At 33.3% G+C, this 14,752-nt stretch carries 12 protein-coding genes; 7 read left to right on the top strand and 5 right to left on the bottom strand.

Annotated elements, in window-relative coordinates:
• The first annotated feature begins 356 nt into the window (after positions 1-356).
• The 4 genes from QMO72_RS01365 to QMO72_RS01350 all read left to right on the top strand — a co-directional run bounded on the left by QMO72_RS01365 (position 357) and on the right by QMO72_RS01350 (position 4,190).
• Positions 357-2,516: a bifunctional glycosyltransferase/CDP-glycerol:glycerophosphate glycerophosphotransferase gene (locus QMO72_RS01365; RefSeq protein WP_103267732.1), complete on the top strand. Its 2,160-nt coding sequence runs from the start codon at positions 357-359 to the stop codon at positions 2,514-2,516.
• Positions 2,517-2,669: 153 nt separating this feature from the next.
• A complete protein-coding gene (locus QMO72_RS01360; protein WP_103267733.1) occupies positions 2,670-3,428 on the top strand; it encodes an SDR family oxidoreductase in 759 nt (252 codons plus the stop codon).
• An 11-nt stretch (positions 3,429-3,439) separates the two neighbouring features.
• Entirely contained in the window at positions 3,440-3,772 is a 333-nt protein-coding gene (locus tag QMO72_RS01355; protein WP_286093225.1) for a hypothetical protein, read from the top strand.
• A gap of 70 nt (positions 3,773-3,842) precedes the next feature.
• Positions 3,843-4,190 carry a MerR family transcriptional regulator gene (locus QMO72_RS01350; protein WP_069823177.1) on the top strand — a complete coding sequence of 116 codons (348 nt, stop codon included), beginning with the start codon at positions 3,843-3,845 and terminating at the stop codon, positions 4,188-4,190.
• Positions 4,191-4,256: 66 nt separating this feature from the next.
• On the opposite strand, the gene betA is transcribed toward QMO72_RS01350, so the two are convergent.
• Both betA and betB read right to left on the bottom strand, forming a co-directional pair.
• Positions 4,257-5,939 carry a choline dehydrogenase gene (betA, locus tag QMO72_RS01345; RefSeq protein WP_103267735.1) on the bottom strand — a complete coding sequence of 561 codons (1,683 nt, stop codon included), beginning with the start codon at positions 5,937-5,939 and terminating at the stop codon, positions 4,257-4,259.
• A 69-nt stretch (positions 5,940-6,008) separates the two neighbouring features.
• Positions 6,009-7,502: a betaine-aldehyde dehydrogenase gene (betB, locus tag QMO72_RS01340; RefSeq protein WP_103267736.1), complete on the bottom strand. Its 1,494-nt coding sequence runs from the start codon at positions 7,500-7,502 to the stop codon at positions 6,009-6,011.
• A gap of 188 nt (positions 7,503-7,690) precedes the next feature.
• Between betB and cudC the strand changes: the two genes are divergently transcribed.
• Positions 7,691-8,245: a choline uptake/conversion transcriptional regulator CudC gene (gene cudC, locus QMO72_RS01335; protein ID WP_103267737.1), complete on the top strand. Its 555-nt coding sequence runs from the start codon at positions 7,691-7,693 to the stop codon at positions 8,243-8,245.
• Positions 8,246-8,351: 106 nt separating this feature from the next.
• Here the strand turns inward: cudC and QMO72_RS01330 are convergent, their stop codons facing one another.
• On the bottom strand, positions 8,352-9,974 hold the full coding sequence (locus QMO72_RS01330; RefSeq protein WP_103267738.1) for a BCCT family transporter: 1,623 nt from the start codon (positions 9,972-9,974) through the stop codon (positions 8,352-8,354).
• Between the two features lie 560 nt (positions 9,975-10,534).
• On the opposite strand from QMO72_RS01330, the gene QMO72_RS01325 reads away from it, so the two are divergent.
• A complete protein-coding gene (locus QMO72_RS01325; protein ID WP_103267739.1) occupies positions 10,535-11,260 on the top strand; it encodes a class I SAM-dependent methyltransferase in 726 nt (241 codons plus the stop codon).
• Positions 11,261-11,393: 133 nt separating this feature from the next.
• Positions 11,394-12,287: a fructose bisphosphate aldolase gene (locus tag QMO72_RS01320; protein ID WP_103267740.1), complete on the top strand. Its 894-nt coding sequence runs from the start codon at positions 11,394-11,396 to the stop codon at positions 12,285-12,287.
• A 211-nt stretch (positions 12,288-12,498) separates the two neighbouring features.
• On the opposite strand, the gene QMO72_RS01315 is transcribed toward QMO72_RS01320, so the two are convergent.
• Positions 12,499-13,107 carry a flavin reductase family protein gene (locus tag QMO72_RS01315; protein WP_103267741.1) on the bottom strand — a complete coding sequence of 203 codons (609 nt, stop codon included), beginning with the start codon at positions 13,105-13,107 and terminating at the stop codon, positions 12,499-12,501.
• Between the two features lie 197 nt (positions 13,108-13,304).
• Entirely contained in the window at positions 13,305-14,696 is a 1,392-nt protein-coding gene (locus QMO72_RS01310; RefSeq protein WP_103267742.1) for an APC family permease, read from the bottom strand.
• Positions 14,697-14,752 lie beyond the last annotated feature (56 nt).

Raw genomic sequence — 14,752 nt, 5'->3', positions numbered from 1 at the left:
AGACGAGTAGTTATAGTATATACTTTTGTTAATTTACTGGATATATTATATATTTATAGTAAAATAAAAGAGTTCAATGATTATTTCGCAAAGTGTTGCCAGTTATTTTCTTTGTATTATAATAAATATTATCATTACCCTTAAAGGGTTTATGTTTTATTTAATTCTACTGAAAATGCTACAATGTGGTCTTTAGTATCATACAGAGCTATAAAAACAGAAATTTTACTTTAATGCCGTAACATTTCATCCACAAATCAATTACTATCACTTTATATTTGATAATGATAGTGAAAATTTGCTACATTCTATTTTATATGTAAATATAAGAAAATTTTTAAAAAAGAGGGAAAACGATGAAGTCTATATCCGTTATAGTTACTTATTACAATTCGGAAGATTATATAGAAAGATGTTTAAGTAGTCTTAAACAACAACGATTTCAAGATTTTGAGTTAATTTTAGTTAATGATGGGTCAACTGACCAATCTAAGGCAATTGCTTCTCATTGTCTACAAGATTGGGATATAACAGTCAAAGAAATCGATTTAGAACAAAATACAGGACATGCACATGCAAGAAACGTCGCTTTAAAAGAAATTGATGCACCTTACTTCATTTTCATTGATTCAGATGATTATTTAGCATCGTACGCACTTTCATTCTATATGAAGAAAATTCGTCACTATGATGCACTTATCGCACCAATCCATTCGTTTACTTTAGACATCCCACAATATGTGGATCAAAATTTAGTAAAAGTTGAATTTTTTAAAACAGAAAATAAATCTAATCAATTTTTACGAAAACACTCAGTATGTAATATTGTCTTTAAAACAGCAATTGCACGCGGACATAACTTACAGTTCAGTGAAGATTTAAATGTGTTTATCGATTGGTCGTTCGTTTTAGAATTTATCAAATATGCTGATAACTTTGTACGTATTAGCCGATTCCCATTTTATATCAAAGGTGAAATCTATGATCCTTTCTTGAAACCAACATTATCACAACAAGAATTCAGTATCGTTTTTAGTGATTATGTTTCCAGTTTTGCCGACTCTATTAAGCGTGCACCTAATAAAGAAAATAAACGTTTCATAAAAAATAAAATGAGACATTTATATAAATATTCTTTCGAACCTTCTTTAAGAAAAACTGACGAAAGATATGAAAACCATAGTGAATTACTACCAAAAGTTACAAGATCTTTAATGTTTAATATTTTCAAAAATGAAAAGCCCTTATTTATTTTAGAATCATTAATGTTGATGCTAAACAAACGTGACACTGCTCATAAAATCAACAAATTAAGAAAAAATACAAGACTACTAAAAAGTGTCGCACTAGGTAGAAAAAATAAAAATCGTGCGCATTATCAACTTACAGATAGTGAAGATAAAGTAAGTCCTCATACAATCGTATTTGAAGCTTTCGGCGGTAAAAACTACAGTGATAGCCCTAAATATGTTTATGAGTATATGATGAAACATCATCCTAATTATGAGTTTATTTGGGTATTTAAAAAGCCAGGTAATGTTTATCTTCCAGGCCCCGCTAAAAAGGTTAAAAAAGGTTCAGCCGCGTACTATGAAGCTTATTCTAAAGCAAAATATTGGGTTGCTAATGCTAGATTACCACTTTATTTAAATAAAAAGCCTAACCAAGTTTATATCCAAACATGGCATGGCACACCTTTAAAACGTTTAGCAAATGATATGAAAGTCATTCGTATGCCAGGAACTACAACCGATAACTACAAACGTAATTTCAGAGAAGAAACAAGTCGTTGGGACTACCTAGTTTCTCCTAATGCTTATTCAACTAAAATATTTGAAACAGCATTTTGGATGCCACCTGAAAAAATTCTTGAAGTTGGTTATCCAAGAAATGATTTATTAGTTAATCGTGCAAATGACGATGCTTATATCCAAGAACTTAAAGAGAATTTAAACTTGCCACAAGATAAAAAAGTCATCATGTACGCGCCAACATGGAGAGATGATGAGTTTGTTAAGAAAGGCAAATATTTATTCGATTTAAAAATTGATTTAGACAACTTACAACAAAAATTAGGCGATGAATATGTTATTTTATTAAGAATGCACTACTTAATCTCTAATGCACTTGATTTAAGAGGATATGAAGACTTTGCTATCGATGTTTCAAATTATAGTGACATCTCTGAATTATATTTAGTCTCAGATTGCTTAATTACCGATTATTCATCTGTCTTCTTTGATTATGGTGTATTAAAACGTCCACAAATATTCTTTGCGTATGATTTAGATAAATATGGTCAAGATTTAAGAGGTTTCTATCTTGATTACAACAACGATTTACCAGGCCCTATTTATCAAGATGCATATAAACTAGCCGAAGATCTTAAAAACTTAGATCAAATCGAAGTTGAATATAAAGATAAAATCGAGCGCTTCTATAATGACTTTTGTTCATTAGAGGATGGAGCATCATCCCGTGCCATTGCAGATATAATTACGCGTAAACAATCTTAATCTCTGCAAAATAACTATTCCAAATAAATTTTTAAAGGGTAGAAAACATTATGTTTTCTACCCTTTTTTCAATACCAATCATACGCCCTGATATTTGCTTGATAGTGCGCTCTAAGGTGTACAGTCTCTGTATATTACAAAGGAGGTTTCTATATGGGGAAATTCAATAGTTTACAAGATAAGGTCGTCGTTATTACTGGTGGCGCTAAAAATCTAGGAGGATTGCTAAGTCAGACCTATGCTCAAAGTGGTGCGAATATCATTATTCACCATCATGATGACCACAGTCTTGAAGAAGCACAATATACACTTCAGCAAGTGAAATCTTTAGGTGGACAAGGCGCCCTTTTTTCAGGTGATTTAACAGTTGTAAGCAATATAGAAGATTTGTTTCAATTTGCAGTAAAAAGATTTGGTAAAATCGATATTGCTATTAATACAGTCGGAAAAGTATTAAAGCAATCTATTTCAGATACAACAGAGTCTGATTACAATACGATGCAAGACATTAATGCTAAACAGGCCTATTTTTTTATAAAGTATGCCGAACAATATATGAATAATCATGGAAAAATAATATCAATTGCTACTTCTTTATTATCAGCATATACTGGGTATTATTCCACGTACGCAGGTGAAAAAGCTCCTTTAGAACATTATACACGTGCTGCTTCAAAAGAGTTTATGTCACGTGGTATATCTGTCAATAACGTGGCGCCTGGACCTATGGATACACCTTTCTTCTATCCACAAGAATCTGATGATGCAGTGACGTTCCACAAATCTCAAGCATTACACAATCAACTCACACAAATAGAAGACATAGTGCCAATCATTAAATTCTTAACTTTAGAAGGTTGGTGGATTAACGGTCAAACACTATTTGCAAATGGCGGCTATACTACAAGATAAATGGAGGTATTATGATGCAATATTTCGTTGCAAACTTTTCAAACCTAGAAACTCAGCTAAGTATTATTGATGATAAGAACAAGACCATCGATCAGCAAACCGTACAAATCGCACCAGAGAATTATGTAAAAGATTTAGCACAATACCTCATCGAACTATCACATCAAAACAATTTATATCATGATGATATTAAAGGGATTGGTTTACGCATGAGTGATATTGAATTAATTCATTATGAGGATAAAGCAAGACTCATTGAAGCGCTGGAAAATACTTTCGGCTTCAAAGCTATCATTCATGCACATTACGAAACACTCATTAATCAATTAACCAAGTTAAACTAAATTAAAATATATGGACCTGATATAAAAATTCTATTCTGTCACATATTCATTAAATTAGGAGACCTTCTATATGAACGTTAAAACTGCAGCACAACAAATTGGTATAAGCGCACATACAATCAGATATTATGATAAATCTGGGTTATTTCCTTTTGTAGAACGCGATAGCAATGGTTATAGAGACTTCAAATCTGAAGACTTATACTGGATTGAATTCATCAAATGTATGCGTCAAACGCATATGCCCATTGCTCAAATTAAAATAATTGCTGAACTTTATCACCAAGGACCATCTACAATTGAAAAAAGAAAAGCAATTTTTACAGAACATCAAAATAATTTATTAGAACAAAAGGCGCTCATCGATGAAGGGTTAAAAACATTAGAAAATAAATTCAAATTATTAGAACAAGAATAAATCATTTACAAACAAAAAGTAACCGTTAGCCTTGTGATAAGGCCAACGGTTACTTTTATTTACAATTTATTTAATTGTACCTGCATTTTTATCATGTACACCATGACGGTAATAATCAACATACTCAGGTTCTAAAGGTTTCTTACCTCTAATGATGTCTGCTGCTCTTTCAGCCATCATTAACACTGGAGAGTGAATGTTACCGTTTGTAGTACGAGGCATTACAGAAGCATCTACAACACGTAGATTTTCCATACCATGTACTTTGAATGTATCTGGGTCTACAACTGACATTTCATCAGATTTAGGTCCCATTTTACAGCTACATGATGGATGTAATGCTGTTTCACCATCACGTTTAACCCATTCAATAATCTCATCATCTGTTTGTACTTCAGGTCCTGGTGAAATTTCCCCACCATTGAATGGATCTAAAGATTTTTGGTTCAAGATATTTCTAGCTACTTTTATAGCTTCTACCCACTCGCGTTTATCTTCTTCTGTTGATAAATAGTTAAATACGAAGTCTGGTTTAACAAATGGATCTTTAGATTTAATTTTTAGGTGTCCACGAGAATTAGAATACATTGGTCCCACGTGTACTTGGTAACCATGTGCAGTTGGTGCTTTTGTACCATCATATCTTACAGCAATTGGTAAGAAGTGGAACATTAAGTTTGGATAATCTACTTCATCATTTGAACGAACGAACCCGCCACCCTCAAAGTGGTTTGAGGCAGCTGCGCCTTTACGTCCTAAAATCCATTGCAAACCAATGAATGGCATTCTCAGTTTATTTAAACTTGGTTGTAATGAAACTGGTTCTTTACATGCATGTTGCACATAAACTTCTAAATGGTCTTCAAAGTTTTCACCAACACCTGGTAAATGTAAACGAGGTTCAATACCTAATGAACGTAAGTGTTCTGAATCACCGATACCTGATAATTGTAATAATTGAGGTGAGTTAATTGCCCCACCTGATAAGATAACTTCTTTTGCACTTACAGTATGCTCTTTACCATTTTTCTTAAATGTAACACCTGTTACTTTATTACCTTCGAAGTTTAATTTAGTTACAAATGCACGCGTTTGTACTTCTAAATTTTTGCGTTTCATAGCTGGGTGTAAATAAGCTCTAGAAGCTGAAACACGACGTCCATTGTGTACTTGGCTATCGAATGGTCCAAATCCTTCTTGACGGAAACCATTTACATCTGGCGTTTTATTATATCCAGCGTCCACTCCTGCGTTGAAGAATGCTTGGAATAATGGGTTTGTAGCAGGCCCACGTCTTAATTTAATTGGACCATGGTGACCACGATATTCATCATCTTTGTTAGAACCAAATGTTGTCTCTAAACGTTTGAAATAAGGTAAACAATGTGCAAAGTCCCAATGCTCCATACCTTCTGGTTTAGCCCATTTTTCATAGTCCATAGGATTACCTCTTTGGTAAATCATACCATTAATTGAACTTGAACCACCTAATACTTTACCACGTGCATGGCCTACTTTACGTCCATCCATATGTGGTTCTGCATTTGTTTCATAAATCCAATCGTATAGTTTGTTACCTGCTGGGTACATTAACGCTGCTGGCATTTGAATTAATAAATCCCACGGATAGTCACTTCGTCCTGCTTCTAATACAAGCACATTATTTGAAGCATCTTCACTTATTCTGCCACCTAATACTGAACCAGCGCTACCTCCACCAATGATAATATAATCATAAGATTGTCTCATTTATATATAGCCTCCTGAATTTTAATTGTGTTGTTTATATGAATAAAGGTTAATTTAAATATTTGTCGATTACTTACTGCCGAACCAATTCACTGGTTCTGGATTCGTATTACGTAGAATATGTTTTTCTACTTGATATTCTGCTAAACCTTCTCTACCAAGTTCTCTACCAATACCTGATTGTTTATAACCACCCCATGGTGCTTGTGCAAAGTATGGGTGGAAGTCATTAATCCAAACTGTCCCCATTCTCAATTTATTAACAATACGTTCTGCTTTGTTAATATCATTAGTAAATAGTCCGCCAGCTAAGCCATAAATTGAGTCATTTGCAAGCTCAATTGCCTCTTCTTCTGTTGAGAAGCCTTCAATTGTAACAACAGGACCGAATACTTCTTCTTGTACAATACGCATTGAAGTATCACAATCTGTAATAACTGTTGGTTCAAAGAAGAAGCCATCTTGTAAATCTTCACGTTCAGGACGCTTACCACCTATAGCGATAGTCGCATTTTCAGATTTAGCAACTTCCATATATTTTTCGATTTTTTCTCTATGCTCTGCTGAGATGACTGGTCCCATTTCAGTTTCAGGATCAAAACCATCACCTAATTTAATACGTTTAATTCTTTCTATCAAAGCTGCTTCAAATTTATCTTTAATATCGTTATGAACGATAATTCTTGCACCTGCAGAACAAACTTGACCTGCGTGGAAGAAACCACCATTTAATGCTTGATCAACTGCAAGTTCAAAATCTGCGTCATCAAAAATAATGTTAGGGTTTTTACCACCTAATTCTAATGCAACATTTGTAACATGATTAGCTGCTTGTTTCATGATGTGTTTACCTGTTTCTATACCACCTGTAAACGAAACTAAGTCAACATCTTTATGTGATGATAATGGTTCACCAACTTCAGAACCTTTACCTAATACTAAGTTAATTACACCTTGAGGAAATCCAACTTCTTCCATCAATTCAAATACACGAATTGTTGTTAATGGTGTGATTTCACTTGGTTTCATAACCAATGAACACCCTGTAACTAAAGCTGGAGCGATTTTCCATGATGCTTGTAGTAAAGGATAATTCCACGGTGTAATTTGTGTTGCTACACCTACTGGTTCTTTCACAATTTTACTGTCTGTATTTGGAATTGGTGAATCTATAATTTCTCCACCATCTTTATCGGCTAAACCAGCAAAGTAGTTAAATACATTCGCAATATCGTCCATATCAGCATATGATTCTTCTAGTGTTTTACCGGTATCTAACGTTTCAAGTCTGGCAAGTTCTTCACGATGCGTTACGATTAAATCAGCGATCGCTTTGACTTTTTTACCTCTATTTTCACTCGTTTCTTGTGCCCATTCACCTTTATTAAATGCTTTTTTAGCTGCAACAATTGCACGTTCGCTATCTTCTGAAGTACCTTCAGCTACTTCAAAAATAACTTCTTGATTATATGGATTAATAATTTTTCTTGTTTCTTTATTAGAGCTTTCTACCCACTCACCATCAATATATTGACGACGAGATAAATTTTTTACAAGTTCCATTAAAATTACCTCCGTTAAGTTTGTTAAATTTTTATTTAACGAATTTTATAAATTTTATGTTAGCATAGTAATCGAAAGGGTGTCAAACGAGTTTAAATAGAAAATGGTTAGTTTCCTCGCTATTAAGGCAAATTAGCCTAATATTTTAAATTTGTATTTTTTAAAATAATATGTCGGAGGTGTACATTTTGGTACATTCAAACAACCCTGAGCACCAATTAAATGAAGCAAAAGACATCGTTATCAACGCAATTGGAGAAACGATGGACCTATACGGAATTAACCGTAGTGTAGGAAATTTATACGGCACAATGCTCTTTGAAGGTAGTATGACGCTAGATGAAATGCGCGAACAACTTCAAATGAGTAAGCCAAGCATGAGCGCTGGCGTTAAAAGGCTTCAAGAATTTGATATTGTTAAACAGCAATTTACACGTGGTAGTCGAAAACAACATTTTACCGCTGAAAAAAACTTTTTTAATTTCTTCAGTAATTTCTTCACACGTAAATGGCATAGAGAGATTGTTATCAATTCTGAAGCCGTACATGATTCCGTTGCATTACTCGATGATCTTATCAACGATAAAAATGTCGATGAGCCTACAAAACGAGAGGCTAACGAAATCAAACAGCAGTTAATCGATACTTTACCGTATTACGAATGGCTAGAAAATTTGAGTCACGCAATCGAAAGTGGAGAAATATTCGAATACTTTCCAATACCCGAAAAGAAAGTTAAATAATGATTGCTAAAGCACTAGGAAAGTTTAATTTCTTAGTGCTTTTTATTTATCTCTAAAAAATAAAAAAGAAACTGTCAACTTAAGCTGACAGTTTCTTTACTTATATCTATAAATTATCGTCTTCTTTTTTCTCTCTTACTTGTATCATTCTAAGTGAACGTCTTTCCACTTCTTTAAACTTATCTGCACGTCTCTCAAGTTTCAGACGATCGCCTTCTAATGTTCGTATAAACGATATCATCATGATAACAAATACCACAATTAAAGGAACACTTGCTAAAAGTGATGCTGTCTTCAAGACGTCTAATGCATTTTGTCCCCCAACTAACATTAATGAATAAGGTAATAAACTTAATGCAAATGCCCAGAATAATCTATTGGCACGTAATGGTTCACCTATTACTTGTTTTTGAGTAGCTGCCGCTAAAATATAAGATGCAGAATCAAAAGTAGTAACTAAGAATAAGAAAGCTGCGATAACAAATAATACAACAATCAGATTTGGGAATGGTAGTTGATGCATAACTTCAATAATTGTTGCTTCCGCACTATGTGAATTCAAGAAATTAATAACGTTAAATTGTCCTGAAATTTGCAAATACACTGCATAGTTTCCAAAAATACCAAAGAACATCAAGCAACCTAATGTCCCATAACCAATTGTCCCTAAAATAACTTCTTTTAACGTACGTCCCTTTGAAATACGGGCAATAAACAATCCAATAAATGGCGCATAAACAATCCACCAAGACCAATAAAATATAGTCCATTGTTGAGGGAAATTCGTATCTTTTCGTCCACCAATGCCCCCAAAAGGTTCGAGCCATGTTGCCATTTGGAAGAAATTCTTCAACATATCACCAAATGCAGTAACTGTTGTTTCCATAATAAATACTGTTGGTCCCACTATAAATACAAACGCTAACAACAGTAATGAAATCCATACATTGACATCACTTAAGACTTGTATACCCTTTTTAAGTCCCGTATAAGAACTTATGGCAAAGACTAATGTGATTAATAATAGAATAATTGTGCGCATCCACATATTATGGCCATCGATACCTGTTAAACGCTCAATAGCTGCTGAAATCAAAGGTACACCTAGTCCTAATGAAGTTGCTGCACCACATAATAAGGCTAAAATAAACACGATATCTACAACTTTACCTAAAAACTTATCCGTTTGTCCTTTTAAAATTGGTCGACAAGCTTGGCTAATTTTAAATATCGGTTTCTTTTTAACAAATACTAAATAACCGATTGGCAATGCAGGTAAAACGTAAATTGCCCATGCAATTGGTCCCCAATGGAACATGCCATACATTGTGGCATACTCTAATGCATGATCCGTCATGCCTTTGCCACCATGTGGTGGTGTTTGATAATAATATGCCCATTCGATAACGCCCCAGTATAAAATGTCTGAGCCAATACCAGCACAGAACAACATTGAAGCCCAACTAAAATCATTAAACTCAGGCTTATCTGTAGCTTTACCTAATGTGACATTCCCGTACTTACCAAATGCTATGTAAAGTACAAATCCAAAAATTACTAATCCAAGTAATAAATATACTGAGCCAAGAGAATTGGACACGGCTTTATTCAATCCCGTGATTACTTCTTGACTTGCTTTAGGAAACACGATCATTGGCACAACAGCAAATAATAATACAATTACTGTGCCTATAAATGTCGGCCAATCCATAACTTTATTCTTTTTCACTTTTGAGCACTCCTCATAAATTGAATATTATGTAAAAATTTGTCTTATAATCTTCGTTGCAATAAACAAATCATTTAGTTATTCACAAACATGAGCCTAACGAACTTTAAATAATAATGCAACTTACATTCAAATTAAACATCTTAAAAAGATGAATAATTATATAACCATATTAATTTATCATCTTAAGAAAATTGCCACAATCACAGTGTTAAGTTTAAATTTAACGAATTGAACAAACCTTACAAAGTTTACATTATGTATTTTTATGCAATTAAAATGTATAAATATTTCTTTGTATTTTTTTAGCTTTTATGTAAAAATAACAGAATTTTTTAATAAATTGTTAAATTTATATTCATCTGTTTTTTCGATAAAATGAAGTTGTTTTTCATCAAAAATTAAATCTCTTTTTTCAATATTAATATAGAAGTATAGCGTCATATTTTTTATCAATTTTTCCAGTAAAATATTACTATCATCTTTCCTTACTTTCGAGCGACTTTATTCTATAATATATAGTAGCTATTCATAAGAATTTGAGTAAAGAGGTCATTAAAATGAATAAAAATCAAATCATTAACTATTGGGACAAGCGTGCACTATCTTTTAGCAAAGATAAACAAGCAGAATTAGAAAGTAAGCATGCTCAAGCATGGATAAAAGAAATTAATAATGTTACATCGATTCAAGAAGGTATGAAAATTTTAGATATAGGGACTGGAGCAGGCTTCCTAGCTATTTTATGTGCGCAACAAGGTAGCGATGTTACAGGTATTGATATATCTTCGGACATGATTAAATCTGCACAACAAAATGCGCAACATTTTCATCAAGACATCCAATTTCAAATTATGGATGCTGAGCAATTAGCTTTTGAAGATGCAACATTTGACGTCGTTATTGCACGAAATGTCACTTGGTTATTATCAAATACACAGGAAGTATACCGTGAATGGCTCAGAGTATTAAAATCCAACGGCACACTCATTAACATTGATGGAGACTATGGTAAAGATTCATTTGAAGACTATAGTAATATGCCTAATGATCATGCCCACCTCACGTTAGGTGATACTATGTTGCAAGAAAGTGAAGCCATTAAGCAAAGTATTTCAATTAATCAACAACAACGACCACAATACGACATTGAAATTCTACAATCTTTAGGTTTTGAGCATGTTCATGTCGATGTTGACGTTTATCAACGTGTATATAGAAAAAAAGATGCTTTTTATAACCCAACGCCTATTTTTTTAATTGCTATTACTAAGGCTTTCACCTAAGTATCCCTAATATTTATTAAAGTTAGTATTCTATTTATTATATTTCTAAATCTAAGATGCTCAGAACTTGCGTTATAGTGTAATTTTTATCATACTATAGTTGAAGTTGAACAAAGTATAAGGAGTGGTAAGAATGAATAAAGAACAATTGGATAAAGTAAAAAATGGTAAAGGCTTCATTGCTGCGTTAGACCAAAGTGGTGGAAGTACACCTAAAGCCTTAAAAGATTACGGCGTTACTGAAGATCAATATAGTAGTGAAGACGAAATGTTCAAACTCGTTCACGATATGCGCACGCGTATTGTATCATCACCTGCATTCAGTTCAGAAAAAATTATTGGTGCAATCCTATTCGAACAAACAATGGATCGCGAAGTCGATGGCAAACATACTGGCGATTTCTTAGCAGATAAAGGCGTTGTTCCATTCTTAAAAGTCGATAAAGGCTTAGCCGAAGAAAAAGATGGCGTTCAATTAATGAAACCAATGCCAGATTTAGACGATTTATTACGTCGTGCAAATGAACATAAAATTTTTGGTACGAAAATGCGTTCTAACATTCTAGAGCTTAATAAAACAGGCATTGATTCAGTTGTAAAACAACAATTCGAAGTTGCTAAACAAATTATTGCTGCTGGATTAGTACCTATCATCGAACCTGAAGTTAATATAAACGCTGAAGAAAAAGCAGAAATAGAATCCTATTTAACTGACGCTATCTTAGAAGAACTAAACAAATTAGACGAAGATCAACTTGTCATGTTGAAATTATCTATACCTACTAACGTTAACCAATTCCAATCATTAATTAATCACCCAAATGTTGTTAGAGTTGTTGCATTGTCTGGCGGTTATAGTAGAGAACATGCGAACGAAGTACTAAAACAAAACGAAGGTCTTATTGCTAGTTTCTCACGTGCCTTAATTAATGATTTAAATGTAAATCAATCTGAAGAAGAGTTTGACAAAATTTTAGCTGAAACAGTAGATTCTATCTACGACGCTTCTGTTAACAAAAATCTATAATTTTGTATGCTTACTTCCTGTTTAAATGTTATTTCCCAGGAAACCTTAAGCACTACAAACACTTTAGATAACTTAAAAAGGAAGGTTTCTATTTTAATATAGAAACCTTCCTTTTTGTGTTATTCGAGTTTATTTCTTTTTACTTTCAATATTTCATAACATACTTTATCCCTAACTTGTTCATCCATAGTACTTATATTAATAAAATTCACTATTTAGGTCGTTCAATTGTAAATGTGTCTCCCAGTTTTGCGTAATCATTTCCTGCTAAACGTGCAACAGGTTCAAGTTTCAATGCGTCTATCTTGCTATCTCCATAATAAATATGTTCATCGATATGATACATCACTACTTCACCTATAATAAGGTCTGCACCGTCATCTTTTGAACCGATCTCTACAATTTGATCCAATTTACATTCTAATCGAACCTTTGCTTCTTTTATACCTGCCACAGTAATATTTTCAGAGTCAACAAGTGTAAACTTAGTGTGGTCCAGCTCATTTTCTTCTGGATTCAACTGTGCTGCTGTTATATTCACATTTTCCACATTATTTTCATCAGTAATGTGAACTACAAATTCGCCCATTTCTTCTATATTTAAAGCTGTATCCTTACGTTTACCACCGGCACGTTGTACTGAAATAGATATCATAGGTGGTGCGTTATTTACAATATTAAAAAAACTAAAAGGTGCCGCATTCAAGAGCCCATTTTTATTTTGGGATGTTACGAAAGCGATAGGTCTGGGAATAATACTTCCCGATAATAATTTATAATTTTGCACATCTGATAATTGATTTGCTAATAATTTTTTCATCATTGTATTCTCCTTTAAACAATAACGCTATATATTGTTTTAAAATAAGTAACATATCTTTAAGCTATGTGTAATTATACTTAATACTTAAAATAATAACAATTACTGTGTTTCAAACATCTGTATCAGTCATTTTATTCAAGTATTGTTAATATAAAAAGCACGTCTTCATCATTTTAGAAGACATGCTTTTTTATTTATTCTTTTTCTATATGTGCTGCTATATTATAATGATTAGTCGCTTTTCTTTTTTGTGTAAAATAAAGCACAAACGCTATAAAATACCATACAATAACAATTAACCATTCAGATGGCCAAGCTAAAGAAGAAGGCATTCCTGGCAAATAAATTACAATAAATAAAATACTTAAAATAATAGCAATAATTCCTACTGCTCTGCCATTCTTAATACGATAAGGTCGTTCCAATCCTGGTTGACTCTTACGTAACTTAAGAAATGAAAAAGCAACAAGCAAGTATCCTAAGACCACACCAATCCCTCCAGCATTAACAATCCATAAAAGGGCCGGTCGTCCTAATAAAGGCGCTACAAAAGCTAGAATACCTAAGAATAAAATGCCATGTGTTGGTGTTTTAAATTTCGGATGTATATAGGCAAACCACTTGGGAATCATTCCGTTGTTTGCCATTGCATACAATATGCGACTACCTCCTATAATAAAGGCGTTCCAACTTGTAATAATACCTGCTACACCACCAAGTACAAGTAAGACACCAAATCCATTACTACCAAACAGATTAACCATAGCGTCAGCAGTCGCTAAATTACTGGTTGATAATGCCTTTGGAGAAAGTCCTGTTGCCACACCAAATACGATAAGTAAGTAAAATATTACCGAAGCCACAATAGAGAATATTAAAATGCCACCCATTTTTTTCGAAGGTGCTTTTACTTCTTCAGCAATTTGAGGTATAACATCAAATCCAACAAATAGGAATGGTATCATCATTAGCACAGACATGGTACCACCCACACCATTTTCAAAAGGCTTTAAATTACTAAAGTCACCGTTAAATCCAGCGCCGAATACTAATAATAATCCTACTGCAACAATAAAAATAGTAAATACAGTTTGCATAATAGCTGCTGGTTTGACACCGAAATAATTCAACGATGTCAGTAAAATACTACCTACAGAACCGATTAATACCCAAGTAACATAAACATCCCATCCAGCAATATTCCACATTAAGCCTTGGTGTTCAAAAGGTACTACATAATCAATTACAGTTGGTAATGCCACCGCTTCAAACGTTATAACTGAAACGTATCCGAATAATACGGACCAACCAGAGATAAATGCGATTCCTGGAGAAAAAGCTTTCTTCACAAAGATGAATCCGCCACCCGTTTCTGGTATAGCAGAAGCAAGTTCCGCATAAGTTAACCCAATTACAATAACTAAACATCCACCTAGTAAAAATGCAATAATACTACCTACAAAACCTGCTGTAGACACCCATTCCCCCGAAAGGACAACCCAACCCCATCCTAGCATGGCACCAATAGCAAGGAACAAGACGTCAACAACGTTCATTGTTTTATTAAATTGCGATTTTGATTTCATTGAACATACCCCATAACATTCATTAAATTTTAAAAAGCGATAGGTTAAGATTGAAA

Source organism: Staphylococcus casei (genome assembly GCF_030294405.1).
In the GTDB taxonomy this organism is placed as follows: Bacteria; Bacillota; Bacilli; order Staphylococcales; family Staphylococcaceae; genus Staphylococcus; species Staphylococcus succinus.
The sequence above is the reverse complement of the archived record's forward strand: the minus strand, read 5'-3'. Positions and strand labels throughout refer to the sequence as shown.

What these genes read in the sequence shown, in the direction of transcription:
- QMO72_RS01365 (WP_103267732.1), top strand. Translation starts at nt 357, where the DNA reads ATGAAGTCTATATCCGTTATAGTTACTTATTACAATTCGGAAGATTAT.
- QMO72_RS01360 (WP_103267733.1), top strand. Translation starts at nt 2,670, where the DNA reads ATGGGGAAATTCAATAGTTTACAAGATAAGGTCGTCGTTATTACTGGT.
- QMO72_RS01355 (WP_286093225.1), top strand. Translation starts at nt 3,440, where the DNA reads ATGATGCAATATTTCGTTGCAAACTTTTCAAACCTAGAAACTCAGCTA.
- QMO72_RS01350 (WP_069823177.1), top strand. Translation starts at nt 3,843, where the DNA reads ATGAACGTTAAAACTGCAGCACAACAAATTGGTATAAGCGCACATACA.
- betA (WP_103267735.1), bottom strand. Translation starts at nt 5,939, where the DNA reads ATGAGACAATCTTATGATTATATTATCATTGGTGGAGGTAGCGCTGGT.
- betB (WP_103267736.1), bottom strand. Translation starts at nt 7,502, where the DNA reads ATGGAACTTGTAAAAAATTTATCTCGTCGTCAATATATTGATGGTGAG.
- QMO72_RS01325 (WP_103267739.1), top strand. Translation starts at nt 10,535, where the DNA reads ATGAATAAAAATCAAATCATTAACTATTGGGACAAGCGTGCACTATCT.
- QMO72_RS01320 (WP_103267740.1), top strand. Translation starts at nt 11,394, where the DNA reads ATGAATAAAGAACAATTGGATAAAGTAAAAAATGGTAAAGGCTTCATT.
- QMO72_RS01315 (WP_103267741.1), bottom strand. Translation starts at nt 13,107, where the DNA reads ATGAAAAAATTATTAGCAAATCAATTATCAGATGTGCAAAATTATAAA.
- QMO72_RS01310 (WP_103267742.1), bottom strand. Translation starts at nt 14,696, where the DNA reads ATGAAATCAAAATCGCAATTTAATAAAACAATGAACGTTGTTGACGTC.